The sequence below is a fragment of the Bradyrhizobium mercantei genome, assembly GCF_001982635.1.
Taxonomy (GTDB): domain Bacteria; phylum Pseudomonadota; class Alphaproteobacteria; order Rhizobiales; family Xanthobacteraceae; genus Bradyrhizobium; species Bradyrhizobium mercantei.
The window spans coordinates 105,807-132,742 of record NZ_MKFI01000011.1; the positions used below are offsets into that span (position 1 = coordinate 105,807).

The 26,936-nt window shown below is 64.7% G+C and carries 22 protein-coding genes; 12 read left to right on the top strand and 10 right to left on the bottom strand.

Going from position 1 to position 26,936, the window contains the following annotated elements:
* The first annotated feature begins 21 nt into the window (after positions 1-21).
* From BI327_RS37680 to BI327_RS37705, 6 genes are read left to right on the top strand one after another with little or no spacing between them, the layout of a single operon-like run.
* On the top strand, positions 22-1,032 hold the full coding sequence (locus BI327_RS37680) for an NAD(P)H-dependent flavin oxidoreductase (RefSeq protein ID WP_076866570.1): 1,011 nt from the start codon (positions 22-24) through the stop codon (positions 1,030-1,032).
* Between the two features lie 10 nt (positions 1,033-1,042).
* Positions 1,043-1,816 (top strand): enoyl-CoA hydratase-related protein, encoded by a 774-nt coding sequence (locus tag BI327_RS37685; protein WP_076866746.1) that lies wholly within the window; start codon positions 1,043-1,045, stop codon positions 1,814-1,816.
* Between the two features lie 39 nt (positions 1,817-1,855).
* Complete coding sequence (locus BI327_RS37690; RefSeq protein ID WP_076866572.1) at positions 1,856-3,016, top strand: iron-containing alcohol dehydrogenase; 1,161 nt, start codon at positions 1,856-1,858, stop codon at positions 3,014-3,016.
* A gap of 24 nt (positions 3,017-3,040) precedes the next feature.
* Entirely contained in the window at positions 3,041-3,847 is an 807-nt protein-coding gene (locus BI327_RS37695) for a glutathione S-transferase family protein (RefSeq protein WP_076866574.1), read from the top strand.
* A gap of 39 nt (positions 3,848-3,886) precedes the next feature.
* Positions 3,887-4,588, top strand: a complete 702-nt coding sequence (locus tag BI327_RS37700; protein ID WP_076866576.1) for an SDR family NAD(P)-dependent oxidoreductase — start codon at positions 3,887-3,889, stop codon at positions 4,586-4,588.
* Between the two features lie 50 nt (positions 4,589-4,638).
* Positions 4,639-5,841 carry an ABC transporter substrate-binding protein gene (locus BI327_RS37705; RefSeq protein ID WP_076866578.1) on the top strand — a complete coding sequence of 401 codons (1,203 nt, stop codon included), beginning with the start codon at positions 4,639-4,641 and terminating at the stop codon, positions 5,839-5,841.
* A gap of 24 nt (positions 5,842-5,865) precedes the next feature.
* Here BI327_RS37705 and BI327_RS37710 read toward each other — a convergent pair whose 3' ends face one another.
* Together BI327_RS37710 and BI327_RS37715 are read right to left on the bottom strand one after the other, a co-directional pair.
* Positions 5,866-7,422, bottom strand: coding sequence for a glucosamine inositolphosphorylceramide transferase family protein (locus BI327_RS37710; protein ID WP_076866580.1), 1,557 nt, complete (start codon positions 7,420-7,422; stop codon positions 5,866-5,868).
* Between the two features lie 15 nt (positions 7,423-7,437).
* Complete coding sequence (locus tag BI327_RS37715; protein ID WP_089025706.1) at positions 7,438-8,628, bottom strand: glycosyltransferase family 4 protein; 1,191 nt, start codon at positions 8,626-8,628, stop codon at positions 7,438-7,440.
* 288 nt (positions 8,629-8,916) lie between these two features.
* On the opposite strand from BI327_RS37715, the gene BI327_RS37720 reads away from it, so the two are divergent.
* Complete coding sequence (locus BI327_RS37720; RefSeq protein ID WP_076866582.1) at positions 8,917-11,034, top strand: GumC family protein; 2,118 nt, start codon at positions 8,917-8,919, stop codon at positions 11,032-11,034.
* Between the two features lie 7 nt (positions 11,035-11,041).
* Here the strand turns inward: BI327_RS37720 and BI327_RS37725 are convergent, their stop codons facing one another.
* Positions 11,042-12,388 carry a lipopolysaccharide biosynthesis protein gene (locus BI327_RS37725; protein ID WP_076866584.1) on the bottom strand — a complete coding sequence of 449 codons (1,347 nt, stop codon included), beginning with the start codon at positions 12,386-12,388 and terminating at the stop codon, positions 11,042-11,044.
* A 483-nt stretch (positions 12,389-12,871) separates the two neighbouring features.
* Between BI327_RS37725 and BI327_RS37730 the strand changes: the two genes are divergently transcribed.
* Positions 12,872-14,092, top strand: a complete 1,221-nt coding sequence (locus BI327_RS37730; protein ID WP_076866586.1) for an FAD-dependent oxidoreductase — start codon at positions 12,872-12,874, stop codon at positions 14,090-14,092.
* A 68-nt stretch (positions 14,093-14,160) separates the two neighbouring features.
* Here BI327_RS37730 and BI327_RS37735 read toward each other — a convergent pair whose 3' ends face one another.
* Positions 14,161-15,291: a GNAT family N-acetyltransferase gene (locus tag BI327_RS37735; protein WP_076866588.1), complete on the bottom strand. Its 1,131-nt coding sequence runs from the start codon at positions 15,289-15,291 to the stop codon at positions 14,161-14,163.
* Between the two features lie 450 nt (positions 15,292-15,741).
* On the opposite strand from BI327_RS37735, the gene BI327_RS37740 reads away from it, so the two are divergent.
* The 3 genes from BI327_RS37740 to BI327_RS37750 all read left to right on the top strand — a co-directional run bounded on the left by BI327_RS37740 (position 15,742) and on the right by BI327_RS37750 (position 18,966).
* Positions 15,742-16,584, top strand: coding sequence for a WecB/TagA/CpsF family glycosyltransferase (locus BI327_RS37740; protein WP_076866589.1), 843 nt, complete (start codon positions 15,742-15,744; stop codon positions 16,582-16,584).
* 73 nt (positions 16,585-16,657) lie between these two features.
* On the top strand, positions 16,658-17,947 hold the full coding sequence (locus BI327_RS37745) for an O-antigen ligase family protein (RefSeq protein ID WP_076866591.1): 1,290 nt from the start codon (positions 16,658-16,660) through the stop codon (positions 17,945-17,947).
* Positions 17,944-18,966, top strand: a complete 1,023-nt coding sequence (locus tag BI327_RS37750) for a glycoside hydrolase family 5 protein (RefSeq protein ID WP_076866593.1) — start codon at positions 17,944-17,946, stop codon at positions 18,964-18,966. The genes BI327_RS37745 and BI327_RS37750 overlap by 4 nt, the downstream gene beginning before the upstream one ends.
* Here BI327_RS37750 and BI327_RS37755 read toward each other — a convergent pair.
* Positions 18,963-20,174 carry an amidohydrolase family protein gene (locus tag BI327_RS37755; RefSeq protein ID WP_076866595.1) on the bottom strand — a complete coding sequence of 404 codons (1,212 nt, stop codon included), beginning with the start codon at positions 20,172-20,174 and terminating at the stop codon, positions 18,963-18,965. The two genes, BI327_RS37750 and BI327_RS37755, sit on opposite strands and share 4 nt — an antisense overlap.
* Positions 20,175-20,373: 199 nt before the next feature.
* On the opposite strand from BI327_RS37755, the gene BI327_RS37760 reads away from it, so the two are divergent.
* Entirely contained in the window at positions 20,374-21,594 is a 1,221-nt protein-coding gene (locus BI327_RS37760) for an MFS transporter (protein WP_394329913.1), read from the top strand.
* A 73-nt stretch (positions 21,595-21,667) separates the two neighbouring features.
* Here BI327_RS37760 and BI327_RS37765 read toward each other — a convergent pair whose 3' ends face one another.
* The 5 genes from BI327_RS37765 to clpB all read right to left on the bottom strand — a co-directional run bounded on the left by BI327_RS37765 (position 21,668) and on the right by clpB (position 26,934).
* Positions 21,668-21,862 (bottom strand): hypothetical protein, encoded by a 195-nt coding sequence (locus tag BI327_RS37765; RefSeq protein WP_076866599.1) that lies wholly within the window; start codon positions 21,860-21,862, stop codon positions 21,668-21,670.
* An 83-nt stretch (positions 21,863-21,945) separates the two neighbouring features.
* Positions 21,946-22,761: a family 1 encapsulin nanocompartment shell protein gene (locus tag BI327_RS37770; protein WP_076866601.1), complete on the bottom strand. Its 816-nt coding sequence runs from the start codon at positions 22,759-22,761 to the stop codon at positions 21,946-21,948.
* Entirely contained in the window at positions 22,754-23,815 is a 1,062-nt protein-coding gene (locus BI327_RS37775) for a Dyp-type peroxidase (protein ID WP_076866603.1), read from the bottom strand. Before BI327_RS37775 ends, BI327_RS37770 begins: the two co-directional genes overlap by 8 nt.
* A 147-nt stretch (positions 23,816-23,962) precedes the next feature.
* Positions 23,963-24,217 (bottom strand): DUF2171 domain-containing protein, encoded by a 255-nt coding sequence (locus tag BI327_RS37780; protein ID WP_076866604.1) that lies wholly within the window; start codon positions 24,215-24,217, stop codon positions 23,963-23,965.
* 104 nt (positions 24,218-24,321) lie between these two features.
* A complete protein-coding gene (clpB, locus tag BI327_RS37785; RefSeq protein WP_076866607.1) occupies positions 24,322-26,934 on the bottom strand; it encodes an ATP-dependent chaperone ClpB in 2,613 nt (870 codons plus the stop codon).
* Positions 26,935-26,936 lie beyond the last annotated feature (2 nt).

The following is a 26,936-nucleotide window of genomic DNA, read 5'->3' on the forward strand; positions in this document are numbered from 1 at the left end:
CCGGAAACGCGGGAGAGACTTGTGAAGACAGCAATCACTGAACTGTTCGGTATCCAGCATCCGATCATCCAGGGCGGCATGCATTATGTCGGCTTCGCCGAGATGGCGGCCGCGGTGTCCAATGCCGGTGGCCTCGGCATCATCACCGGCCTGACCCAGCGGACGCCGGAACTGCTGGCCAAAGAAATCGCGCGCTGCCGCGACATGACCGACAAGCCGATCGGCGTGAACCTCACCTTCCTGCCGAGCTTCACCGCGCCGCCCTATCCCGAATATATCGCCGCGATCCGCGAGGGCGGCGTCAAGGCGGTGGAGACCGCGGGCCGCAGTCCCGAACAGTACATGCCGGCGCTGAAGGCTGCCGGCATCAAGGTGATCCATAAATGCACCTCGGTGCGGCATTCGCTGAAGGCCGAGAAGATCGGCTGCGACGCAGTCAGCGTCGACGGCTTCGAATGCGGCGGTCATCCCGGCGAGGACGACATCCCGAACATGATCCTGCTGCCGCGCGCAGCGGACGAGCTGACGATCCCGTTCGTCGCCTCGGGCGGCATGGCGGATGCGCGCAGCCTGGTGGCAGCGCTCTCGATGGGCGCGGCCGGCATGAACATGGGCACCCGCTTCATCGCCACCAAGGAAGCGCCGGTTCATCCCAATGTGAAGCAGGCGTTGCTCGATGCCGACGAACTCGACACGCGGCTTGTGATGCGCGCGCTGCGCAACACCGAGCGGGTGCTGAAGAACAAGGGCGTCGACGAGCTGCTCGAGATCGAGCGCGAGAAGGGCGCCAGGCTCAAGATCGAGGACATCCACGAGCAGGTCGCCGGCGTCTACCCGAAGGTGATGATCGAGGGCGAGATGGATGCCGGCGCCTGGAGCTGCGGCATGGTGGTCGGCCTGATCAACGACATCCCGACCGTCAAGGAATTGATCGACCGCATCATGGCCGAGGCCGAGCAGATCATCCGGCAGCGGTTGACCGGCTTCCTCGACGGCACATTCGAAACCAAGCCCGCCCGCGCGGTCGCCTGAGGAGATGGCCATGACGGAACATGTCAAGGTTGAGATTGCCGGTGGCGTGATGACGCTGACGTTGCAACGGCCCGAGAAGAAGAACGCGCTGACCGGCGCGATGTACGACGCCATGTCGAACGCATTGAAGCAGGCCGAGACGGATGCATCCGTCCGCGTGATCCTGTTTCAGGGCGATGGCGACAGCTTTACGGCCGGTAACGATTTGGCAGACTTCGCGAGCCAGGCGCGCGGCGAAGGCACGGTCGATAGCCCCGCGCATCGCTTCATCGAGACCATCAGCAAGGTCGGCAAGCCGCTGGTCGCGGCCGTGCAGGGCAATGCGGTCGGCGTCGGCACCACCATGCTGCTGCACTGCGACCTGGTCTATCTCGCCGAGAACGCGCGGCTGATCACGCCGTTCGTCAATCTCGCTCTGGTGCCGGAGGCCGCATCGAGCTGGCTGCTTCCCTTGCGGATCGGGCACGCGCGCGCCTATGCGATGTTCGCGCTCGGCGAGCCGATGGATGCGCCCGGCGCGCTGGCATCGGGCCTCGCCAACGCCGTGGTGCCGCAGGCCGATCTGCGCAAGAAGGCCCATGACGCGGCGATCGCGCTGACCAAGCGGCCGGCCGGTTCGCTCGGCATGACCAAGCAGCTGATGCGCGAGCATCAAAGGATCGCGGCGCAGATCGCCGAGGAAGGCGTGCTGTTCAAGCAGCGGCTGACGACGCCGGAGGCGCGCGAGGCCTTTGCCGCCTTCGCCGAACGGCGCCAGCCCGATTTCACCAAGCTGTCGGCCTGACCGGCAGCTTAACTCACGGCACCATCGAGGGAGTGAAGCATGGGCGTCGTCGGCAGCCATCAGTATCCCACCATGGAATCCGTGATCTACGGCAAGCCGGCGGCCGAAGCGCTGCGCGAGGAGGCGGAACGGCTGGGCGCCAAACGCGTCTATCTGATCGCCAGCCGGACGCTGAACACCACGACCGACGAGATCGAGAAGATCCGTAAAGGTCTCGGCGATCGTTATGCCGCGACCTTCGACGGCGTGCCGCAGCACACCACGCGGGACGTGGTGACGCTGATCGCGCGGCAGGCCAGCGAGGCCAAGGCGGATCTCGTCGTCGCGATCGGCGGCGGCTCGGTGGTCGATGCCGCGAAGATCGTGCTGATGTGCATGGAGAATGAAATCTTCGAACCTGCGGGGCTGGACGGTTTCGAGACCACGCCGGAGCGCCGCTTCGGGCCGTTCCGCGACCCGAAGGTCCGGATGATCGCGATTCCCAGCACGCTGTCGGGCGGCGAGTACAATTCAGGGGCGCTGGTCACCGACACCAGCCGCAAGCTGAAGCAGATCTTCAACCACCCGATGATGATGCCGCGCAGCATCATCCTCGATCCCGCGATCACGAAATACACGCCGGAGAAGCTCTGGCTCGGGTCCGGTACCCGCGCGATGGATCACGGCATCGAGGCGATCTGTTCCAGCCGTCCCAACGTGCTGGTCGATGCGGTGTGCCAGCAGGGCCTGCGCTACCTGCATGACGGCCTGCTCCGCACCAAGGCCAACCCAAACGACGAGGCGGCACGGCTGAATTGCCAATTGGGCTCCTGGCTGTCGGCGTTCGGATTGCAGTCGCGGGTGCCGATGGGTGCGAGCCACGCCATCGGTCACGTGCTCGGCGGCACCTGCGACGTGCCGCATTATTTCTGTACCGCGGTGATGATGCCGAGCGTGCTGCGCTACAACCGCCCTGCAACGGAAGCGGCCCAGCAATCGATCGCCGCCGCGCTCGGCGCGCCCGGCCGCGACGCCAGCGAGGCATTCGCCGGCTTTATCGCGGAGCTCGGCCTGCCGCGGCGGCTCGCCGATGTCGGCGTCGGCGAGGATCGCTTCGAGCTGATCGGCAAGAACGCGATGTTGTCGATCTTCACGCGCGCCAATCCGCAGCCGATCCGCGAGCCCGCCGACGTCGTCACGATCCTGAAGCTCGCCGCCTGACGCAACAGCACCGGAGCAGCCACCATGGCCGCCTTGCGCATCTTCTCCTATCTGCCGAACCCGCGGGTCTGGAAAGCGACCATCGCGGCGCGGTTCTGCGGCGTCGACGTCGAGGTCAGGGGTGCCTCGGGTAAGGAATTGCGCGACTGGCTGTGGGACTACGATGCCCATCCGCTGGCGGAGCAGGAGCGCGCCGAGCTCGCCTCGCTCGCGCGAACCGGGAAGGTCGGCCTGACCGGAGCGCAGCTATACAAGACCGATGCGTTCATGGCCGCGCATCCGTTCGGCAATGTGCCCGCCGCGTTCGGCGCCGACGGCAAGGTCGGGATCTTCGAGTCCAACAGCATCATGCGCGCGGTGGCGCGGCTTGGCGACGCGAAGTTTCCGCTCTACGGGCGTGACGCCTACGAGGCGTCCAGGATCGACAGTTTCCTCGATGTCAGCCTGGTGTTCGCGCGCGACACCCAGATCTATCTGCTCGCGCTCTCGGGCGGCACGGTCGATGCGGCGATCCATGCGCGCGCCAGGGATGCGTTCGCGATCTATGCGTCCGGAATCGAGCAGGCACTGTCGCCACGGCGCGAGATGCTGGTCGGGGACGGCATCTCGATTGCCGACATCTGCTTTGCCGCCGAGCTCGCGCTGTTCATGAACGAGTACGGGCGGAGCGAGCAATTGGACAAGCAGGGATTGACCAGGATCCTGCATCCCGGGGTGCAGGATGGGTATCCGCTTATGTTCGCTCACTTTGCCCGGCTGGTCGCGCACGCGCATTTTGCGCCCGACCTCAAGCCTTATGTCGAGAAGCTGCGATCGAAGGCAGCGGCTTGACCATGACACCTGTTGGTTCTAACGCGGAGGATTGATCGGATGTCCGCTCCTGTTTGCCTGATATCCGGCGTTGGGCCCGGCACCGGCTCGGCGCTCGCGAGGAGGTTCGCCGAGGGCGGCTATCGCGTCGCCATGCTTGCGAGGAACGAGGAGCGGCTCGCCGCGCTCGAAAAGCAGCTGCCCGGTGCAAAGGCCTATCGCTGCGACGTGTCAGATCCCGCGCAGGTCGAGGCAGCGGCCTCGGCCGTGGAGCGCGATCTCGGCAACCCCAATGTGGTGATCCACAACGCCGTCGGCGGCGCGTTCGGTACCTTCCGCGAGATCGATCCGCAGATTCTCAATCGCAACTTCCAGGTCAACACGATGGGCCTGCTGTATCTGGCCAGGCGGTTCGCCCCGGCGATGATCAGCGCCGGCAAGGGCGCTATCATTGCGAGCGGAAATACCTCGGCGCTGCGCGGCAAGGCCGGCTTCGCGGGGTTCGCGCCGACCAAGGCGGCGCAGCGGATCCTCGCCGAGGCGATGGCGCGCGATCTGGGGCCGCAAGGGGTTCATGTCGCCTATGTCGTGATCGATGCGGTGATCGATCTGGAGTGGACGCGGAAGCGCTGGCCGGAGCGGCCGGACGACTTCTTCATCAAGCCGAAAGCGATCGCGGACGAGATCTGGCACGTCACCCACCAGGATCGCAGCGCGTGGTCGTTCAACGTCGAGATCAGGCCGTTCGGCGAGACCTGGTAGGCGCGACAACAGTCGCATCGGTCAATTCATAAAAGCGAAGGGGGAATTTCATGTTGTTGAGAACGTTTGCCGTTTCCGTGGCGATGCTCGCCACCGTAGCCGCCGCACCGGTTCGCGCCGAAACGCCGGGGATCTCGGAGCCGGAAATCAAGGTCGGCGCGACATTCCCGTTCAGCGGCCCGGCATCGCCGCTCAGCAACACCGGCAAGGGCCTGATCGCCTACGTTCATTCCGTCAACGACCGCGGCGGCGTCAACGGCCGCAAGATCAACCTGATCACCTACGATGACGCCTATTCGCCGCCCAAGGCGGTGGAGCAGACCCGCAAGCTGATCGAGAGCGACGAGGTGGCGTTCCTGTTCAGCCCGCTCGGCACGCCCGGCATCGGCGCGACGATCAAGTACGTCACCGCAAAGAAGGTGCCGCATCTCTTCGTCGTCAGCGGTGTGACCAAGTTCGCGAACTTCAACGAGTTTCCGCTGACCACCACGGGATTGCCGAGCTACAGCACCGAAGGAAAGATCTACGCCCGGTACATCGCGCAGACGGCGCCCGATGCCAAGATTGCGATCCTCTACCAGAATGACGATCTCGGCCGCGACTTCGTCGCCGCGTTCAAGGACGTGCTCAAGGGCGAGTTCGACAAGAAGGTGGTGACGTCGCCCTACGAGGTCACCGAGCCCACCATCGAATCCCGCGTGGTGACGCTGAAGGCGTCGGGCGCCCAGGCGTTCCTGATCGCCGGCACGCCGAAATTCGCCGCGCAGGCGATCAAGAAGGCGAGCGAGATCGGCTGGACGCCGCTCACCATCGTCAACTACGTGTCGAGCTCGGTTTCCGCGACCATCGTGCCGGCCGGCGTGGACAAGGCGGTCGGCGTGGTCGTCGCGACCATCACCAAGGATCCGAACGACAAGAAGTGGGCCGACGATCCCGGCATGAAGTGGTATCGCGCGCACTTCGAGAAGTATCTTCCCGGCGCCGACATCGGCGACAACAACTATCTGTTCGGCACCCAGCAGGGTCAGATTTTGGAGCAGGTGCTCAAGCAATGCGGCGACGACCTGTCGCGGGAGAACATCGTGAAGCAGGCGCGCAACATCAAGGGACTGGTGCTGCCGACCTTGATGCCGGGCATCACGATCAACACCGGCCCCGACAACAGCATGGCCTATACCCAGCTTCAGCTGCAGCGCTGGACCGGAAGCTCGTGGGAACAGTTCGGCGGCGTGCTGAGCGCCGACACGAACTGAGCGGCAGGAGTGATCGCGCGTGCGCTAGTGCGGCCGTCGCGCGATCGGCCTCGCCAGCGCATTGTGCCAATCCGATTGCGATGACCGGTCGTTCGACCGAAGGCCGGCCAGCAAGGCTGCGGTCTTCGGTTGAACCCGCGAGCCGTCGATCACCTCGAGCTGGCCGCATCGGTTGAGCGTGTGCAGCTTGCGCCCGGTCCATTGCGGCCCGGGCTTGAGCAGATGCCGAACTTCCTGCCTATAGGTCGTCGGCGACAGTTCGAGCACCTCCGCAAGTCCGAGTGCCGCGCCGTATCCGTTGGTGCAATCCTGCACCGGCCGCCACAGTCTGCCATCGACGGTCACGAAGTTTCCGGCCGGCCGCGTGGTCGCGCGATCGATCAGGATCGGATTGCTCGCATGCGGCTTCCACGGCCCGAACAGCTGCTCGGCGTAGTAGATCGCCAGCGTGTCGGAATATCCGCCGGTGCCGTCGCGCCAGGCTCCGAACATGTAGTGAAGGCCGTTGTGCTGCGTGATGGTCACATCGGCAAGTTCGAGCCCGGACAGGAGCGTTGCGTGCCGCTCCCATTTGTCCGGAAAGCGGATGCATTTGTAGATCGGAACGTCCCGATGCGCGGTGCTTTCCGGGATCATCCAGAGTTCGCCACCGTGCTCGATCAGGAACGGATAGGACAGATGCCAGGGCTCTTCCAGCACCGGCTGCACCGCGCCGATCGGCCCACTGCCATCGAATTCGATCGCGGAGATGATGCCCTTGCCGGTGCGGTGGTCGAGGTCTTCGAAGAACACGAAGGTCCGGCCCTGCCATTTCACCGGGACAGGATCGGCATAGAAGTGGTTGCCGGGATCGCCGAGCACCTTCCAGGCAGGGCCCGACAAGTCGCCGCTGCGCCAGACATCGGCATCCTCGGCGTAGCGCCAGCCGATATGCCAATGCGGCGCGTAGCAGCAGAGACGATAGATTTCCTTTGCGATCGACGTCGCAACGCCACGCATCACAAAGGGCGCGGGATTCGGCGCTGCGCTGCCGCTCACCGGGACGGCCAGTTGCGGCACCAGCCGCGGAGCCCCCGACAGAATCGGCGGCAGCATCGACAGCGTGCGCAGCATGACCGTTTCGAGCCCGCCGCTCAGGCCGGCCGCGATCTCCGCGGAAGGATGGCCGCGGTCCATCACCGCGCCGTCGCGCTCATTGACGATTTCGATCACCGGCAGGTCGCCGGCGAGAATGGCCGCCAGTGCGGCGCCTTCTCCGGCGTGGCCGTTGAAGCGCGGACGGAGATAGAGCTGTGCGGAGCAGTTCGGATCGCGCTCGGCGCCGGTGAAGTCGACCACCACGTCGGGGTTGCCTGCGCGCGGCCGCTCCGGGATCGTCTTCAACCTGTCGGCGCCGCCGGCCTTGCCCTTGCGCAGCACGATGCGCTCCAGCTCGAAGAGGGCGTGCAGGCCCGCGGGGCGGGGCCCCGGCGTCGTAATCCAGGCAATTTGAACGGGGATATCCTGATCGTTGACGCGCAGTGACTCACGGCACATCCAGAGCCGCGGCTGCTCGCGATCGCAGCGAAACTCGATAATCATGGCCAGCCCAACTTCCTAGTGCGCGTCCGCCCCCACGGCGTCGGCGAGAATGCGGACGTATTCCTCTATCATGGCATCCAACGAGTAGCGCGACTTCAGGCCCACGGCGCTTTGCCGCAGCTGGTCGCTCAACGAACGATCGGTCAGGACCTTCGACACCGCGGCCGAAAACTCGGCCTCGTTTGCGGCGTCAACGAAGATTGCCGCGGGCTGTCCTTCGTAGGACAGCACCTCGCGCAGCACCGGGAGATCATTGACGACGCAGGGAATGCCGGCGCTCGCGGCTTCGACCGCGGCGAGGCCGAAAGTCTCGGCCTGCGTCGGGAAGACGAAGACGTCGAGGCACGCCAGGAAATCGGCCATCTGGCGCGGCGGAATCTCGCCGATGAAGTGCAGGCGGTCCGAGACCTTGAGCTCGTCCGCCAGGGTTTTCAGTCGCCCTTCATCGGCGCCCTGGCCGGCGAGCGCGAGGTGCCACGATGGGTCGGCAGCCAGCAGGCGAATGGCCGCATCGAGCCGCTTGTGCGGGTGCAGCCGTGCCGCGCAGCCGAGCAGGGTGCGATCCGGCGGCAGCTTGAACTGTTGCCGTGCAACGTCCTTCGGCAGCGAGTGCGACTTGTCGTCGAAGCCGTGCGGGACGTGCTTCATGCGCGATCGATAGGGCGCGGGGTAGCGGGCGTATTCCCGCTCCATGTCCCGCGAATTCAGCGTGATGCACTGGAAGAAGCCGGTCGACCCCATGATGATGTCGGCGGCGCGCACCGGCATGCTCATCGACAGCGCCGACGACACCTGGTTGGCGATGACGGGAGCGCGGCTGACGAGCCGCGACACGCCGCCGCCGATCACGTTGCCGAAGTGCTGGAAGGTCAGGACGACGTCGGGCCTGATGGTCCTGAGATGGCCGGCGAGCGTCCACAGCATGCGCAGCAGCGCCAGCGGATTTCCCGGGCGGGTCTGTGCGCAGTAGAACGTGTTGGGCGGCTCGTCGAAGGAATCCGATTTGCGGAAGAAGAACAGGTTGCTGACGTCGTAGCCGCGCGCAGTGAGGCCGGCACCGAGCAGCCGCGATATCTCCTGCGCGCCGGCGTTCTCGGCCTGGGTCTGCACCAGGACGACACGCAGCTTCGGCTTGCTCTCGTTCGGTCGATCGCGCGACGCGGTCGGTGCCTCGCGCAATTCTGTGCCCGGCGCGTAATGGAGCACGGATTCCTCACCCGTCGAGGGAGTGGTTTGGTCTCCCTGATTTTTGCGCGCGTATTTATCACGCGAAGCGCGCTCGTGCACCGAGTAGCGCGTGGTGAGGTTACTGCTCATTTGGTGCGATCAGACATTGCCAGCAATCGAGAGCCATTGTCTCACACATAGGGTACAGCGGGCTCGTTAACTAATTGGTTACGGCCGCATCAAGAGGGGGTAACTGCGGATTAACCATAGATATTTACGTTGGGCCGGCACTGAGCAGTGCCGTCAGTAAAGTAGAGTCAGAGCCCCATGAAGTTCGGTAGCCGCGTCGGCCCGAGACGTTCCGATGCCACGGAACCCGCAGCGTCGTGGGAAACTGCCGGCGTGCCGACCGGCCAATCCTCCGCGGAAACCACCAAGGGCGTGCTAAGCATTCCAGGCGTGCTGGCCTTTTTTCGCGAGAACGGTCAACGCATCCTGATGCTCGCCGCGGTCATCTTCGCCGTCGGTATCATCCTGCTGATGCTGATCCCGGCGCGCTACGCCGCGACGGCGCTCGTCGTCGTCGATCCGCGCGAGCAGCGTGTGACCACCGATCAGGACGTCCTGCCGGGGATCGGGCAAGATGCCGCAGCCCTGCAGAGCTACGTCGAGATCGCCAAGTCGGACGGATTTCTCGGGCCGCTGATCGATCAGCTCAAGGTCGCCGAGGACAGCGACATCGCGGGCGGCAGGACCGACGCCACGCGCCTGCTCGACCGGTTTCGCAACCGGCTCGATATCTCCAGGCGCGGATTGACCTATGTCATCGCCATCAAGTTCACGTCCAACAACCCGCAGCGCGCGGCGTATTACGCCAATGCGATCGCCGAGGCGTTCGTCGCCAGCCAGCGCGGAACGCGCAGCGTGGCAACCGACGAGGCTGCCGACTGGTTGAAGAGCCGGCTCAAGACATTGAACGACCGGCTGCGCTCGTCGGAAGATGCCGTCGCCAAATTCAAGCTCGAGCACCGCATCGTCAACGCCGGCAAGGAATCCACCACCCAGCAATTGCGCGTCACCGACCTGACGCAGCAAGTCGCCGCCGCGCGCGCCCGCACCGAAGAAGCCAAGGCCCGCTACGAGCAGTCGCAGCGCGACCTGAAGGCCAATGTCGACGGGCCGGTCAAGCAGGACCTGCTCAGCGTGCTGCGTGCCCAACGCTCGGCGCTCAACGACCAGATCGCGCAGAAGCGCGCGGTGCTCGGCGACCGCCATCCCGATCTGGTGATATCGCTCAGCCAGCTGAACGACCTCAACAGGCAGATCGAGATCGAGCGGAAGAAGAACATCGACACCGCGAAGTCGGAATATGAGGCGCAACGCGACCAGCAGAAGGCGCTCGAGGACCAGTTGAAGGCGGTTGAATCGCAGATCCTGGTGGACGGTCAGGCGCTCGTTAAGTTGCAGGAATTGCAGCGCGACGCCGACGCCAACAAGAACATCTACGAGCAGTTCCTCTCGCGCTACAAGACGACCGACGAGCAGCGGCTGCTGCAGAGCTCGCAGACCAAGGTCGCCTCGCCTGCGACGCCGCCGGTGCGTTCGACGATGCCGCCGCTTCCGCTGTTGCTCGCGGCGCTCGCAATCGTCTCGCTGCTGACGTCGACGGCGATCGTCGCCGTTCCCGGCCTCAATCTGAAGCAGCTCCCGATCAAGCCCCTTCCGCCGCTTCGGCGGGCCGAGCCACCCGCGCCGGCCTCGGCCCCGGCCGTGCCGCAGCCTGCGCTGCCGCCGGGATTGCCGGTGCTGGCCCGGATTCCCAACATGGTGTCGCCGGATGCCGTCAGGAGCGTCTGGCAGACGCCGATTTCCACGACGGCCGAGCCCGATCTCAGTCCGCATCTTCAATTGCTGGTCGAGAACATCGAGCAGCTTCCCGGCGATCACGGCAAGGTGGCGCTCCTGCTGTCGGTCGAGGCCGGCGCGGGCGGCAGCACCGTTGCCCGGTCGCTCAATCGCTCCGCCGTGAAGAACGGCACGCTCAGCGTCCTGATCGAGATGGAAGCCAAGCGCGCCGAGGCCGCGCCGCCGCAAGGCTCCGGGATCATCAAGGCCGACCTGCCGTCCGTCGTCGAACTCTTGGGCGCCAGCAGCAAGGCGCCGCCCTATCCGCCGGACGACATTCGCGCCGATTTCGGCCTCATCATCGTCGATGCGTCGTCGTTTGCCATGCAGCCGGATGCGGTCGCGCTGGCCGCCCATGCCGATCTGGTGATCCTCGTGGTTCGCGAGGGTGCCGCCAACGCGGCCGCGATCGGCAAGGCGCGGGCTGATCTAGCCAGATTTGGGTCGGTCCCGACCGCGCTCGTCGTCAATCGCGTGGCGGCCAATGCCGCCGTTCGCAGCCCTCAGGGCGAAGCCCTGGGATTGGCAAAGGCGATTTAGCTAAGTCCTAGTCGTTGCCGTCGGCAACGCGAACCGCATAGGCCCCTTGCTTCGGCGACGACAGATGCGACAGCACCAGGATTGACGGGTCGACGCCGGTCCGCCGGCGGCACAGCACGTTGAGCGCGATGGTCGCGAGCGCCAGCGAGACCGTCGCCGAGATCGCGGCGCCGAGCACGCCGAGCCAGGGGATCAGCACGACAAATCCGACCAGCCGCAGCGCCACGTTGGCGGCGACCACCGGAACATAATCGCGCTCATGCCCGGTCAGTTGCAGAACCGCGGCCGAGGGACCGCCGGCCGCCTGGACCGCGGTTCCGATCGCGAGCACGATCAGCACCCACTGCTGCGCGGCGAAGTGCGGCCCGAACAGGCCGAGAAGATAGGGCGCGCCGACCCAGACGATGACGAGCCCGCTGAGCACGCAGAGCGCGGTCACCTCGGCCATCAGCTTCAGCGTATGTTCGAGCTCGCTGTGATTTTTGCTGAAGTACAGCGAGGGCAGCCGGCGCGCACCGAAGGTGTAGAGCGCGGCCGACAGCATGGCGAAGATGTTCGCCAGGCGCGAGGCAGCGAAATAGACGCCCGCGGTGGCCGGATCCAGCATCCAGTAGACCAGGATGACGTCGAAATACTGGTTTGCCGCTTCGAGAATGGAGGAGAGCCAGAAGCGGAACGCGCTCCGGTTCCAGCGTGAGCTCTCGAAGCGTGCGGTGACCGAGCGCAGGTTGGGCAGCACGCGCATGATCGACACGATCTGCACGATCAGCCCGAGCGCCATCGCGACGCTCATCGCGGTGAACAGTTCGGCGGGGGTGAGCTGCCGGTGGCCGAACAGCACTGCGATCAGGGCCAGCACAACGGCAACGCGCCAGAAGAACTCCCGATTGCCTTCGCCCATCAGGATGCTGACCAGCGACCTTGCGATCTGGCTGCCGAGCATCAGGCCGGCATTGACGGCAGTGTACGCCGAGACCGAGAGGATCAGGAGCCACCACTCGCCGCGAATGCTTGCCACCGCCGCGATCGCGGCGATCGAGATCAACATGCCGATCGCGGAATTCCTCAGGCTCGACAGCAGCACGCCCTTGGTGAACTCGCTCTCGCCGCGTACCTCGTACTCGTTGAGGAAGCGGACCAGCAGCAGCTCCTGGCCGGCGAGGCCTATGACCGAGGCGATCTGGGCCACGGAGAGCAGGGTCGCAAAGTCGCCGAATGCATCCGGCGTCATCGCCCGTGCGGCCAGCGAGAACAACGCGAACGCGAGCCCGCCGCTGCCAACCTTGAGCAGGATGGTCCCGGCAACGCCGCGCGTGACATCGCGCCGTAGCAATTGAAGAACAGAGGCAATCACCAGAGACGTCTCAATATCCAGTCGGGCTGTTGACCGTAGCAAGCGGTGAAGTCTGGAGTGTTAATGTTCTCTTGCTAAGATTCCGTTCCTTCCGAATGGCTTCCGGCTCCACGCAGTTGTGAATCGGGCCAAATGTCGCGGTGCTCCATTCTGGAACGTCGCCGCCCGCTCTGTCTCCAAACGGTGCAGGTTGGTGCCGCGCTCGGTCCAGTGCAACGGAGCGCGCCAGTGAGGCCTGCGCCGGCGCGTCAACGCCACAGCGCCACTGCCGGGGCAATCGCCCCGCCGTCCTGCTGCGGAGCCTGCAAACGTTCGGTTTCATGGCCGACCACGGTGCAAAGCATGTGCCGGGAGCCGGCTGCTCGCGGTCCGGATGCTTTCGTTAACCTCAATATTGGGGCTCGTGGTGCTCGCGCGGAGTGGCGGCACGGCAGGCAAGGAACTTGCAGTTCCGCGGGCAACTAGCCGTCGGAGCGGACAAACATGGTTGTCGAAGAAAGTATGACTAAGCCGATTGCGACCTCCGAGACCGAGGTCATCGAAGCTGACGTCGCCATTGTTGGCGCCGGTCTGGCAGGCTCGCTCGCGAGGGCAGTGCTCGCCCGAGCCGGGTACCGGGTCGTCCTGATCGACAAGCGCTCGATTCCGCCGGACGAATTCCGCGTCGAGAAACTCGCCGGACGACAGATCGATAGCCTGCGCCGGCTGGGCTTCATCGACGACGTCAAGGCCATCGCCGCGCCCTACGACCGGGTGCTCAACATCAGGAACGGCAGGCTGGTCGATATCGGCGTCGGCCGATCCTACGGGGTTTCCTATGCCAACCTCGTCAACATGGCCCGCGGCCTGACGCCGGACCAGTCGGGTTTCCTGCTCGACCAGGTGACCAATGTCAGCTGCAGCGAGGATCGTCAGCAATTGACGCTGGTTTCCGGAAAGCGCGTCGTCTCGCGTCTGGTCATCCTGGCGACCGGCATGGCGAACGCGCTCGGCCACGGTCTTGGAATGCGCCGGCAGATGCTGGCGGCGCGCCACTCGGTTTCCTTCGGCTTCACGATCGCGCGTCCCGACAACGCGCCGTTCGATTTCGACGCGCTGACCTGCTACGGCAAGCAGGCGGCCGACGGCGTCGATTATCTCAGCCTGTTTCCGATGTCGGGAGGCATGCGGGCGAACCTGTTCATGTTCCGCGACCCGACCGATCCGATCATGCGCGAGCTGCGCCGCGACACCAGGCAGACGCTGCTTCGCCTGATGCCGGGACTGGAAACCTATCTCGGCGATTTCCAGGTCGTCGGCCAGGTGCAGAACTGGGTCATGGACCTGACCGTGACCGAGGGCCATTTGCAGCCCGGCGTCGTGCTGATCGGCGATGCGTTCCAGACCAACTGTCCCGCCGCCGGGACCGGCGTCGGCCGGCTGCTGGTGGATGTCGAGCGTCTGTGCATGGATTATGTGCCACGCTGGCTCGAGACCGACGGCATGGGCACCGACAAGATTGCGCAGTTCTATTCCGATCATGACAAGCTCGCCGCCGACCAGCACTCGCTGCATCTGGCACGCTACCGGGAGGCGTTGACCTCGAACACCGACGTGCGCTGGACCATGCAGCGGAAGCTGCACTTCCTGCGCCGGATGGTCACGCATCAGGTGGACCGGATTCACCCGGGATGGGTGATGCGCGTCCGCAGCGCGCTCCGCTAGGCGACCGTTAGCGCCGAGATCTTGCTCAAAACAAACAGCTCAAGCGCGATGAAGATTTTCATCGCGCTTCAGCGCGTGCCGGTCGAGGTGCGGATCGGCCTGAGGTCGGTCACGCGCTTGGCGGCCTGCTTGATCCAGGGTGCCTGCTTCAGGGCAAACAATGCGAGCGAGCCGGCCGCGCTGCCGGCCTGCGTCACCGCCGACATCGGCGTCGGCTGACCGCCGAACTGCATCTTGTAGGGCTCGTCGCCGATGGTGAAGTCCAGCACCCGGCCGCCACGCTCGATGCAATCCTTGGCGACGCTCTCGAATGTCAGCGCGCCGATCGACTGGCTCTTGTATCCATCGACGTCGAACCCCGTCATGACGACGAGGAGGCTGTCACGGTGGACCAGCCCGAGGGCGGTGGCGATGACTTCGCCATCCATCTTCATGGCGTAGAGCCGCGCGAGGGAGCCGAGGCCGCGAAGCGCCACGGTCGAATAGAAATCGAAATATTCCGGATGCTGCAGCAGGTCGCCGTCACCCTGCGCGTGGAAGCGCGGACCGCGAAACTTCCGCATCGTCGCCATGGCTTCGCCGATGGAGGCGTCGTCGTCGCAACACGAGAAGGTGAGCGAGCCCTTCTTGTGGATCTGGCGCCATTTCTTTGCCAGCTCCTTCTGATAGGAGCGCCCCAACGCGTTGAGCTGCCATTGCTCGAACGGCGTGACCAGCACCGTCGCATAGGCGTTGGTGTCCATCAGGCTGCGGTGAGGTGCCCCGAGCAGATTCTCGATCGGCATCCTGGCATCGAGCAGCTTGGGCATGCGCAGCAGATCGAACGGCCGCACCAGTTGCCGAAGCCTCTCGCAGGCGCGTCCGTCCTGGAGCAGGTCGGCGAATGTCTTGATGCTGCAGACCGGCGACAAATAATCGGACACGCGGAGGTCTGCGAATTCGATTGTGCGCATCGGCCCGCGGCGTACGCGCAGCATCGGCAATACGGCGGCCAGCGCGCCGGTTGCGCGGGAGCGGACGACCACGATCAGCGGCTTCGCCGCCGCCGCGGGAGCCAGCTTGCGATAGAGGCTGTCGAGCCATATCGGATGTTGGAAGGCAGTCGCATCCGAGCCTTCAAACAACGTCGCGTATTCTTCTGACAGGAAGTCGAATGCGTCGTCGATGCTGACATCGAACGCGTCATCATTCTTATTCATGGGAAACCAAAAACAAACGGGTTCTCAAAGCGCCGATCGAGCCGGCGCTATATCCTTATAGCAAAGGCTGATGGCGGCGGGCACCGGTAGAATAGGATTTGGATTAATGTAATGCATCGACCTTTGCATATTGTTGCTGGTCGAGCGTCGCTTGCCTCCGAAACGATGCGCGCGGCCGGCATCGTTAACGATCTCTTTACGGCCTGAACCAATCGAGATTGCGACGCGACGCCGCGCCTGGTCTGGACCGGATATTGCAGTTGAGGGCACGGAAGCACTGGAGTCCCTCCTGAAATGTTGAGTCACAGCCAAAACGCCCGCATTTCCCATGCAATTTCGCCTGTGCGCGGCAATCGCGAGGGAGCCCAGCGTCTCGATTCAGACGCAGCTGTTTCGCCTGTCCGGATTTGCGACACGTCGCTTGGCAAGCAACCGGCACTCGCAGCGGATATGCCAACCCGGTCATCGCTGCCGAACGGTGCTCCGGAGCGTCGCATCAATCCCGTCGGCAGGGCTGCGACCGCCGGCGTCCCCCGGGAAACCATCGGCGGGCTGCGGCTCGCCGTGCTCGATCGCGAGCAGACCGCGGACTTCATGGTCGAGGCGGTGCATCCGAACCGGCGTGTCAATCGCCCGCTCTATTTGACCTCCGCCAACGGCGAGGTGCTGTCGCGCTGCTCGACCGAGCCGATGACCGATCGTCTGTTCCGCGCCGCCGACCTGATCAATGCCGACGGCCAGCCGCTGGTCATGGTGTCCAAGCTCCGTTCGCCGAACCCGCTTCCCGAGCGCGTCGCGACCACGGATCTGTTCCACGACGTCGCGCGCAAGGCGGAGGAGCTCGGGCTGACCTTCTATCTGTTCGGCGCGAACGAAGCCGAGAACGAGGCCGCCATCGCCAATGTCCGCCGGGCGTATCCGGCGCTCAAGATCGTCGGCCATTCGCACGGCTATCTGCGCGGCGATGCGCTGCGGGCCAAGGTCGACGAGATCAACGCGCTGGCGCCGGACTTCCTCTGGGTCGCGCTTGGCGTGCCCTATGAGCAGGCCTTCGTCGACGAATACATGCCGCGGCTCGGCAATGTCGGCGTCATCAAGACTTCGGGCGGATTGTTCAACTTCCTGTCCGGCTCGCGGCCGCGCGCGCCGCGATGGATGCAGATCGTCGGCCTCGAATGGGCCTGGCGGCTCTGGCTCGAGCCGCGCCGGCTGCTCTGGCGGTACCTGACGACCAACCCGCACGCTCTCTATCTGCTGTTCAACCGGACCCGATCCTCAGCGACCAAAGACTGAAGTCCAGCGAGTGCAATGTGCGCTCCGGCCGATCCACCGGAGGCGCAAGCTCATCTGATGAGCGGAGTACAATATGGATGGCCGTGCCCTCGATAGCTCGACCTGGCAGGCGCCCGGCGTAGAGGCGGAAAGCTTCGCGCGGACCGTCGTCAGCTGGTCGATCACCATCAACGTGATCATGTCGATGGGGACCTTTCACGCCGCGCTGCTGCCGACCGAGTTGACCCTGCTGCAGCAGGCTGTCGCGCTGCTGATGTGGGGCGTGCTGATTTACGCCAGCCTGTTCATCCGTCCGCGCCTGCGACTGGCCTTCAATCTCGACACGTTTGCCATTGTCGCTTTCTATGCGTTCGCGACGGTTTCCGTGTTCTGGACAAGCATGAGCGCTGCCTCGCTCATGAAGGCGGCGGCGCTTGCGATCACGACGCTTGGCGCGTTCTGCATGATCACCCGCCTCGACATCGACGACATCGTGAAGGCGACCACCCGCGGCCTGTTCGTGCTGATCGCGGGCTCGGCATTCTGTGCGGTCGCCCTGCCGGACATCGGGATCGATCAGACCTGGATGCACAAAGGGCAGTGGCAAGGTGTCTTCGAGTCGAAGCAAACCCTGGGCTTCGCCGCCGCCTATCTGATGTTCTTTGCCTGTTACCGGAAGATCACCGGGCAGGGATGGCTGCCGTTCCTCGTGACGTTTCTGCTGGCCTCGGCCTGCGTCATGCTCTCGGAGTCGCGCGGCGCCGGCGCCTTGTCGCTGGTTGCCTGCGCGCTGCTGCTGACCTCGCTGTGGTCGGTCAGGTGCATGCAGGTCTATGCGATCCTGCCCTGCGTCATGTGCGTCGCGGCGGCGCTGCTGATCCTGTATTTCTACACGACCGGATACGACTCGATCCACGTCTTCGACACGACGATCGATTTTACCGAAAGAACCTTCATCTGGCAGTACGCGATCAGCCATTTCGACGACGCGCCGCTGTTCGGATTCGGCATCAACGGATTCTGGACCAATCCGGAGATCTACGATTATTTCAACCAGAACCACGGCTGGGTGCTCGACAATTACCACAATGGCTACATCGCGGTTCTTATCGAGACCGGATTCCTGGGCTATGTCCTGTTCACGGCCAGTGTCTTCCTGTTTTCCTACAAGGTGCTCTGCCTGATCGCAGGACGCGCAATCGATCGTCTGCATTGCGCGCTGATCATCGGGTTCGTCTTCCTCAACTGCCAGACCAATTTCACCGAGACGGTGTTCCTTCGCTCGACGATGTTCACATCGGTGCTGTTGATCGCGTTCTTCCTTGCCGTGTGCCGGTCGCTGCCGCCGTCGCGCGTGCGGCTGCGCGAAGTGGAGCAGCCATGACCGTGGTTCGATTGCTTCAAAGAGTATCTTGCGCGCTGCTGGCGGCGGGGCTTTCCGCCCTGCTGATCTCGCCGGTGAATGGCGCCGGGCAGGGCGCGTCTCCGGGGGGCGCGGCATTGGGGCGCGGCATCAACATTCTTGGCTATGACGGCATCTGGGACGGCCATCAGAACGCACCGTTCCGTCTGGAAAACCTCGCGGCCATCCGCAACGCCGGCTTTTCGCATGTCCGGATCAACTTCTTCGGCTTCCGGCGCATGGATTCGGGCAACATGCTGGACGACGCGGTCCTGCGGCGCCTCGACGCCGTGATCGAGCAGGTGCTGGCGAACAGGCTCGTTCCGGTCCTCGATGAGCACGACACCGATCTTTGCCAGCGCGACGTTGCGGACTGCAGCGTGAAGCTCAAGGCGTTCTGGCGCCAGATCGCGTCGCGCTATGCGGGGAAATATCCGGCGCTGGTGTTCGAGATCCTCAACGAGCCCGGCGGCAACATGAGTTCGGCCGAGTGGAATGCGCTGCTCGCCGATTGCCTTGCAATCATCAGGGGAACGAATCCGAAGCGCAACGTGATGGTCGCCATCCTGAACACCGAGGAGCTGCCGGTCGACCAGCTGGCGTTGCCGGCCGGCGACAGAAACCTCATCGTCACGTTCCACTATTACCTGCCGCTGCAATTCACCCATCAGGGCGCACCGTGGTCGGCGACCTTCTCGAAGATCGGCCCGCTGAATTGGGGCTCTGCGGAAGACGAGGCGAGGGCCTCTGCCGATTTCGACAAGATCCGGATCTGGTCGGAGAAAGAACAGCGCCCGATCTACCTTGGCGAGTTCGGCGTCTACGAGCGCGCTCCCGCGGAGAGCCGCGCGAAGTACCTGTCGTTCATGGCGAGAGGCGCGGAGCGAAACGGCTGGGCGTGGGCCTATTGGCAATTCGATCACGATTTCGCGGCATTCGACGGCGCCCGGCAGCGCTGGAAGGCGGACATCCTGCGCGCGATCATTCCACCGCGTCGCTAGGCCCCGCCGGCTTGCCTGACGACGCGATTGTCGCGCGCGACGAGGACCCCGGCCTTGTAGACCGATCGCCCGGCGGGCCGCGCGACCACGGCCTCCTGGATGTGCACGGCGTTCAAGGTCACGAAATCGGCCTTGGCTCCGACATGCAGGCCGTAGTCTTCGAGCCTCAGCGCCTTGGCGCCGGCCGCGGTCACCATATCGAACGCGATCGCGAGTTCGTCATCGGTGTAGAAACCCGAGCGGTATCCGATCATCATCGCACGGCCCAGCATGTCGCCGTCGCCATAGGGCCACCAGGAGTCGCGGATGTTGTCATTGCCGCTGAACACGGTGACGCCGGCTTTCCTGAGCGTGGCGACAGGCGGAAACGGCCGGCTGCCCGGCGCATTGGTCATGATCGCCACGCCCGAGCGCGCCAGGATATCGGCGGTCTTCTTCAGCGCATCGGCGGGGATGTCGCCGAGCCCGTAGGCGTGGCTGACGGCGACGCGGCCTTCCATGCCGAGCGCGCGCGTCCGTGCCGCGATCTGCTCGACCTCGAAGGCGCCGAGCATGCCGCCATCATGGAGATGGATGTCGACGTCGACGCCGTGCTTCTGCGCGACACCGAACACGACGGCGAGATGCCCTTCGACATCCCGGTCGAAACTCGCGGGATCGAGCCCGCCGACGGCATTGGCGCCGAGCTTGATGGCGTCGTCGAGCAATTGCGGCGTGCCGGGGCTGCTCAGGATCCCGCTCTGCGGAAACGCCACCAGCTGGATGTCGATCAGGTGCTTATATTCGTCGCGCACCCTGAGGATGGTCTCGAGCGACTTCAATCCGACCGAGCCGTCGACCATGACGTGGCTGCGCATCTGCGTCGTGCCATGCCCGATGCAGAGGTCGAGCTGGTTCCGTGCCCGCACGTCCATTGGAGCTGCGGCAGCAAGGTTCTCGGCCTGGAACGCAACCCGCTCATGGACGTCGAAACCATTGGTGCAGGGACGGTGCGGCCGCCAGCTGTCGCCGTAGAAGCTGGTGTCGAGATGGATGTGGCCCTCGACGAAGCCGGGCACGACGAGCGCATTGCCGAGATCGACGACCTCGGCGCCGACGGGGCGCGCGCCGCTCGCTTCGATCGCAACGATGCGGCCGCCACGAACCAGTATATCGCGGCGCGTGCCGTCACCGAGCCTGGCATTGATGAAGAGTTTGTCAGCCGGCATCGGACCTGTCCTTCTTCGCTTGCGTCACATGCAGATCGCGCTGCGCGCGCCATGCCTTATCTAAGCTTGCCTTGCCTAACATGATCGGAGGAATAATACTCTCCTCGCACAAGCAGACAAGGAACCGAGGGCGTTGTCCGAGATTGCGAGCAGGGAATTCGATGTCAAGCGCGCAGCCTTTGCCGCGACCATCGGCAACATGCTGGAGTTCTACGACTTCATCACCTACAGCTTCTTTGCGACCGAGATCGGGCGCACCTTCTTCCCCGCGCAAAGCGAATACGGCAGCCTGATGCTGTCGCTGGCGACGTTCGGCGCCGGCTTCCTGACCCGGCCGATCGGCGGCATCGTGCTCGGCATCTTCTCCGATCGCGTCGGCCGGCGGCCGGCGATGCTGCTGAGTTTTGCGCTGATGGGCGGCGCGATCCTGACCATCGCGCTGACGCCATCCTATGCCGCGATCGGCGTTGCGGCGCCTGTTATCGTGATCCTGGCGCGGATGGTGCAGGGGTTCGCGCTCGGCGGCGAAGTCGGGCCGACCACGGCCTATCTCATCGAGATCGCGGCACCGAGGAACCGCGGCCTGGTGGTGGCATGTCAGCCCGCCAGCCAGGAGATCGCGGCGACCGTCGGCGCGCTTGTCGGCGTCATCCTGAGCAGCACGATGACGCCCGATATGCTGCAGGCCTACGGATGGCGTGTCGCATTTCTGCTCGGGGCGGTCTGTCTGCCGTTCGGCATCTGGATGCGCCGCACGCTGCCGGAGACGATTTCGCACGGCGAACACGTCGCGGGGCAGGTCGAGAGCTCAAGCCATGTTGCGCTGGCGCGCCGGCACCTTCGTGTCATCGTGCTGGCGGTGATGATCCTGGCCAGCGGCACGATCTCGACCTATGTGACGCAATACATGACGACCTACGCCAAGAACACGCTGCACGTGTCGCCGTCGCTGGCGTTCACGGTGTCGCTGGTGAGCAACGGACTTCAGATCATCGGCGCAGTGCTCGGCGGCTGGCTTGCCGACCGGTTCGGCCGCAAGCCGATCATGATCTGGCCGCAGCTGGTCGTGCTGGTGCTGACCTATCCGGCTTTCCTGTGGATCGTCGATGACCCAGGTGCATGGTCGCTGCTGTTCGGGTTCGGCGTCCTGTCGTTCATCGGATCGCTGCCGTTCACGGCATTCTATGCTGCCTTCACCGAGGCGCTGCCGCAGACCATCCGCGGCGGCGTGTTCGCCACGATCTACGCGGTCGCGATCGCAACCTTCGGCGGCACCGCGCAACTCGTGGTCACGTGGCTGCTGCACGTGACCGCAGATCCGCTGGCACCGTCCTGGTATCTGTTGCTCGCGGCCGCAGTCGGCATCGTGGCGATGAGCCTGATGCCCGAAACCGCGCCGGTGAAGGTCGGCGAAAAATAGAGCGTTTTCGAGCGAAGTGGATACCGGTTCGCGCAAAGAAAACGCGTTAGAACAAAGCGCCAGCCATTGACGCTCAATCCATGTCGCGGAAGGCGTGGCCGTTGGCCTCGATCTCCTTGACGAGCTGCGGCGGCAGATTGGCCGGCGTCGACGTGCCGTCGAACACCCAGTCCTTGGCATCGGCGAGATCGGGGAGGCCCGCACCCTTGCGGACATAGAGACCGACCGACGCCTTCTTGGCGTTGAGGTAGAGATCATATTCCTGCATGCGCGCCTCCTCTCAGTTGAAGTTCAACAGCAGCCCCGGCGCAGATTGGCCGGGGCTGCCTGGAAGAGTGAACGCCGGTAACACTAGGCGGGCTTCTTCGCCTCCGGCGCAAGCACCACCGACGCTTCGCTGGTCAGCATCAGGAAGGTGATGGTCTCCTGGAAATACAGCTGGACCGAGGTCGCGGAGTGGCTGAGATAGCCGATCGAAAGGTCCTGGCCGATCGAGAGCTGGAAATCGCCGCCACGGGTGGTCAGCAGCACACCACCCTCGATCGCGGGCGCCCAGATAATCTTGCCGTCGATCAGACGCTGGATGTGCTGCAGCACCGGATAGCCGTCGTCGGTCGCGCCACCGATCGCGGTATAGGGCTCGGTGCCGAGCAGCAGCGTGTAGGGGCCGTTGACGCCGGCGAGCCGCAGCTGGCTGACCGCCTGCGCGACCACGCCGGGGTAATTCTTGACGCTCGACGGCAGCTTCAGCACCGGGTTGCTGGTGCCCTGACGGATGCCCTGAATGCCGGCGGCGCTGTAGCCATCGAACACCGCGCGATCCTCGGCGAACGCGATTTTTCGCGCGGCCTCCTTCAGCGGATCCCAGTCGGAATCATTCGCGCCGCGCTCGACATCGTCGATCGCCTGGCGCGAAAGCTCGAACGGCACGCGCAGCTCGACCAGTGCGCGGACATCGCGTTGCGTCGCCTCGACGCCGTCGCCGGGCGTCGCGATCTTCTTCAGATGGCCGGTGCCGACGGCGGAGAAATCCGTTCCCTTCGGGCCATCGACGTCGACGACACGGCGCGCCGCCAGATGGCGCTTCAACGTGCGCGAGGCTTCCTCTTCGATCTGGGCCCATGCCGCGTCCGAGATGGGAGCTAATCCCCGATGAAGATTATTCATGTCCAGCCTCTCCTTTCAGTGAGCCGATCCCGAGCGAGCCGTCGGACGGCGGTATTCGTTGTGCAGGCGTGTCGTCGGCTCCGGCGTCGTCCAGCGACGGCTCGGCAGGCGCGGCCGCAGGCGCCGGGTTGGCGGCATCCTCCAGGAAATTCGCCGACGGGATGAAGAACAGCATGCCGGTCGCGGCGCGGCTGAAGTCGAGCAGGCGGTCGTAATTGCCCGGCGGCTTGCCGACGAACATGTTCTCCAGCATCTGCTCGATCCGGTGCGGCGACTTGGCATAGCCGATGAAATAGGTGCCGAACTCGCCCTTGCTGATATTGCCGAACGGCATGTTGTCGCGGACGATATCGAGCTCCTCGCCGTTCTCGACGATCGAGGTCAAGGCGTTGTGCGCGTAGCTCGGCTTCACCGTATCGTCGAGCTCGATGTCGGAGAGCTTGGTGCGGCCGATGATCTTCTCCTGCATCTCGACCGGCAGCTCGTTCCACTTCGTCAGGTCGTGCAGGTATTTCTGCACGATCACGTAGCTGCCGCCGGCGAAGGCCGCGTCCTCGTCGCCGATGATGGTGGCGTCGGTTGCCGCCTGGTCTTCCGGATTCTCCGTGCCGTCGACGAAGCCGAGCAGATCGCGCTCGTCGAAATATTTGAAGCCGTGCACCTCGTCCGAAGTTGCAACGGCATCGCCGAGCCGTGACATGATCTGGGTCGCGAGCTCGAAGCACAGGTCCATCGGCACGGCGCGGATGTGAAACAAGAGGTCGCCCGGGGTCGCGACGGCGTGGTGGACGCCGTTGATCTCGCGGAACGGATGCAGGCCTTGCGGCTTCGGCGCGCCGAACAGCCGGTCCCAAGCATCGGAGCCGATGCCCATGACGCAGGACAGCCGTCCCTCGAGATCGCGGAAGCCGACGGCGCGCACCAGCGCGGCCAGGTCGGCGCAGAGCGACCGCACCACGGCATCATATTCCGGATTGGGCTTGATCGTGACCGCAAGGAAGATGGCCGCGCGCGTCAGCTTCGCAGCGACCGGTTGCGGAACGGCTGATGGCACGCATGTCTCCTTGACTAAAACGGCACTTTCACGCGGACAAAGGCAAACGCTGGACGCCGGATCGACGTCCAGACAGGGGCACAGGAGCACGCCACCGGACCCTTTACAAGGGCTCGAATGGCCTACCCTATTGCAGAGGCGCCTGCCTCAATCGACAGGCTTGCCGGACCTCTCCTCCTCGAGGGTTACCGCAATGGCGGCATTGGCGGAGAGCCGCACCTTGGTGCCTTCGACACCGGCGACGAAGCCGAGTTCGATAAAGTGGTGATGGCCCTTGTGGAAGCCGTCGCTGTCGTTTTTCTTGAGCTTGATGCGGTTGCCTTCGACGCGATCGACGGTGCCGACATGCACGCCGTCGGCGCCGATGACCTCCATGTTGTCCTTGATGTTCTGCTGCGTCATGGCGCTCTCCCTGGTTGCAGGTCGGCTTGCATATTCAGCTTGCATATGATGCGCCCAGACGACGCGGGCATGACAGCCGGCGTCGTCGGTAGTCCGTATTCGTCTCACACCGGTTCGAATTCGTCCGCCGCCGCACTCTCCGGCTTCTTGCCGTTGAAGGTGAGGCCGGCCTTGGTGGCGGAGAGCTTCACCTGCGAGCCGTCGCGGACCTCGCCGGCGAGAATCATTTCCGCCAGCGGGTCCTGCACGCTGCGCTGGATCACCCGCTTCAGCGGCCGGGCGCCATAGGCCGGGTCCCAGCCTTTCTCGGCAAGCCAGTCGCGCGCCTTCGGTTCGAGCTCGAGATCGATCTTGCGATCCTCGAGCAGCCTGCGCAGCCGCGCGAACTGGATCTCGACGATGCGGCCCATGTCGCTCTTCTGCAGCCGGTGGAACAGGATGATCTCGTCGATGCGGTTGAGGAATTCGGGGCGGAAATGCGCGCGCACCATGTTCATCACCTGCTCGCGCACCGCGCTCGTGCTCTGGCCCTCCGGCTGGTTGACGAGATATTCGGCGCCGATGTTCGAGGTCATGATGATCAGCGTGTTGCGGAAATCGACGGTGCGGCCCTGGCCGTCGGTGAGACGGCCGTCGTCCAGCACCTGCAGCAGCACGTTGAAGACGTCGGGATGCGCCTTCTCGATCTCGTCGAACAGCACGACTTGATAAGGTCGCCGCCGCACCGCTTCGGTCAGTGCGCCGCCTTCGTCGTAGCCGACATAGCCGGGCGGCGCGCCGATCAGCCGAGAGACCGAGTGCTTCTCCATGTATTCGGACATGTCGAGGCGGATCATCGCGGTCTCGTCGTCGAACAGATATTCGGCGAGCGCCTTTGCGAGCTCGGTCTTGCCGACGCCGGTCGGCCCCAGGAACATGAACGAGCCGATCGGCCGGTTCGGGTCCTGTAGGCCGGCGCGGGCGCGGCGCACCGCGGTCGACACCGCGCGGACGGCCTCGGCCTGGCCGACGACGCGCTTGCCGAGCATTTCCTCCATGCGCAGCAGCTTGTCCTTTTCGCCCTCAAGCATCTTGTCGACCGGCACGCCGGTCCAGCGCGACACCACTGCCGCGATGTTGTCGGCGGTGACGGTCTCGCTGGCCGACGAGGTCTCGCTGGCCTCGACCGCGGCGAGCTTCTTCTCGAGCTCCGGAATGCGGCCATAGGCCAGTTCGCCTGCCTTCTGGAATTCGCCCTTGCGCTGGGCGTTGGCAAGCTCCGTGCGCAACTGCTCGAGCTCACCCTTCATCTTCTGCGCATCGGAGAGCTTGCTTTTCTCCGAGCGCCACTTCGAGGTCATGTCGGCCGATTTCTTCTCGAGCTCGACGAGATCCTTCTCGAGCGTCTGCAACCGGCTCCTGGAGCCGAGATCGGTCTCCTTCTTCAGCGCCTCCTGCTCGATCTTGAGCCGGATGATCTCGCGGTCGAGCGAGTCGAGTTCTTCGGGCTTGGAATCGACCTGCATCTTCAGCCGTGCCGCGGCCTCGTCCATCAGGTCGATCGCCTTGTCGGGCAGGAAGCGGTCGGTGATGTAGCGGTTCGACAGCGTGGCGGCGGCGACCAGCGCCGAATCCGCGATGCGCACGCCGTGATGCTGCTCGTATTTGTCCTTGAGGCCGCGCAGGATCGAGATGGTGTCCTCGACCGTGGGCTCCGAGACGAACACCGGCTGGAAGCGCCGGGCCAGCGCCGGGTCCTTCTCGACATGCTTGCGATATTCGTCGAGCGTGGTGGCGCCGATGCAATGCAGCTCGCCGCGGGCGAGCGCGGGCTTCAGCAGGTTCGATGCGTCCATCGCGCCGTCGCCCTTGCCGGCGCCGATCAGGGTGTGCATTTCGTCGATGAACAGGATGATGCCGCCCTCGGCCGACGTCACCTCCTGCAACACGGCCTTGAGCCGTTCCTCGAACTCGCCGCGATATTTTGCGCCGGCGATCAGCGCGCCGAGATCGAGCCCGAGCAGCGCCTTGTCCTGCAGGCTTTCCGGCACGTCGCCATTGACGATGCGCAGCGCCAGGCCCTCGACGATCGCGGTCTTGCCGACGCCGGGCTCGCCGATCAGCACCGGATTGTTCTTGGTGCGGCGGGACAGCACCTGGATGGTGCGGCGGATCTCCTCGTCGCGGCCGATCACCGGATCGAGCTTGCCGTCGCGCGCGGCCTGGGTGAGATCGCGGGCGTATTTCTTCAGCGCGTCATAGGCGTTCTCGGCCGACGCGCTGTCGGCGGTGCGGCCCTTGCGCAGCGCGTTGATGGCCGCATTCAGGTTCTGCGGATTGACGCCGCCCTTGGCGAGCAGCTTGCCGGCGTCGCTGTCCTTGTCGGCTGCAAGCGCCTGCAACAGGCGTTCGACCGACACGAAACTGTCGCCGGCCTTGTCGGCGGCCTGTTCCGCCGCGGCAAAGGCCCGCGCGGTCTCGGGCGCCAGATAGATCTGTCCCGAGCCGGCGCCGCTGACCTTCGGCACCTTCGCCAGCGCCTCTTCGGTGGCTTTCAGGATCGCGCGCGAATTGCCGCCGGCACGGTCGATCAGGCCGGCCGCGAGGCCCTCGGGGTCATCGAGCAGCACCTTCAGGACGTGCAGCGTCGAGAATTGCTGGTGCCCCTCGCGCATCGCCAGCGATTGCGCCGACTGGATGAAGCCGCGAACGCGATCGGTATATTTTTCAATGTTCATCG

Coding starts and splice junctions, on each gene's coding strand:
- BI327_RS37730 (WP_076866586.1), top strand. CDS start 12,872: ATGGTTGTCGAAGAAAGTATGACTAAGCCGATTGCGACCTCCGAGACC.
- BI327_RS37720 (WP_076866582.1), top strand. CDS start 8,917: ATGAAGTTCGGTAGCCGCGTCGGCCCGAGACGTTCCGATGCCACGGAA.
- BI327_RS37690 (WP_076866572.1), top strand. CDS start 1,856: ATGGGCGTCGTCGGCAGCCATCAGTATCCCACCATGGAATCCGTGATC.
- BI327_RS37750 (WP_076866593.1), top strand. CDS start 17,944: ATGACCGTGGTTCGATTGCTTCAAAGAGTATCTTGCGCGCTGCTGGCG.
- BI327_RS37760 (WP_394329913.1), top strand. CDS start 20,374: ATGCTGGAGTTCTACGACTTCATCACCTACAGCTTCTTTGCGACCGAG.
- BI327_RS37685 (WP_076866746.1), top strand. CDS start 1,043: ATGACGGAACATGTCAAGGTTGAGATTGCCGGTGGCGTGATGACGCTG.
- BI327_RS37770 (WP_076866601.1), bottom strand. CDS start 22,761: ATGAATAATCTTCATCGGGGATTAGCTCCCATCTCGGACGCGGCATGG.
- BI327_RS37740 (WP_076866589.1), top strand. CDS start 15,742: ATGCCAACCCGGTCATCGCTGCCGAACGGTGCTCCGGAGCGTCGCATC.
- BI327_RS37735 (WP_076866588.1), bottom strand. CDS start 15,291: ATGAATAAGAATGATGACGCGTTCGATGTCAGCATCGACGACGCATTC.
- BI327_RS37755 (WP_076866595.1), bottom strand. CDS start 20,174: ATGCCGGCTGACAAACTCTTCATCAATGCCAGGCTCGGTGACGGCACG.
- BI327_RS37695 (WP_076866574.1), top strand. CDS start 3,041: ATGGCCGCCTTGCGCATCTTCTCCTATCTGCCGAACCCGCGGGTCTGG.
- BI327_RS37705 (WP_076866578.1), top strand. CDS start 4,639: ATGTTGTTGAGAACGTTTGCCGTTTCCGTGGCGATGCTCGCCACCGTA.
- BI327_RS37745 (WP_076866591.1), top strand. CDS start 16,658: ATGGATGGCCGTGCCCTCGATAGCTCGACCTGGCAGGCGCCCGGCGTA.
- BI327_RS37780 (WP_076866604.1), bottom strand. CDS start 24,217: ATGACGCAGCAGAACATCAAGGACAACATGGAGGTCATCGGCGCCGAC.
- BI327_RS37765 (WP_076866599.1), bottom strand. CDS start 21,862: ATGCAGGAATATGATCTCTACCTCAACGCCAAGAAGGCGTCGGTCGGT.
- BI327_RS37700 (WP_076866576.1), top strand. CDS start 3,887: ATGTCCGCTCCTGTTTGCCTGATATCCGGCGTTGGGCCCGGCACCGGC.
- BI327_RS37710 (WP_076866580.1), bottom strand. CDS start 7,422: ATGATTATCGAGTTTCGCTGCGATCGCGAGCAGCCGCGGCTCTGGATG.
- clpB (WP_076866607.1), bottom strand. CDS start 26,934: ATGAACATTGAAAAATATACCGATCGCGTTCGCGGCTTCATCCAGTCG.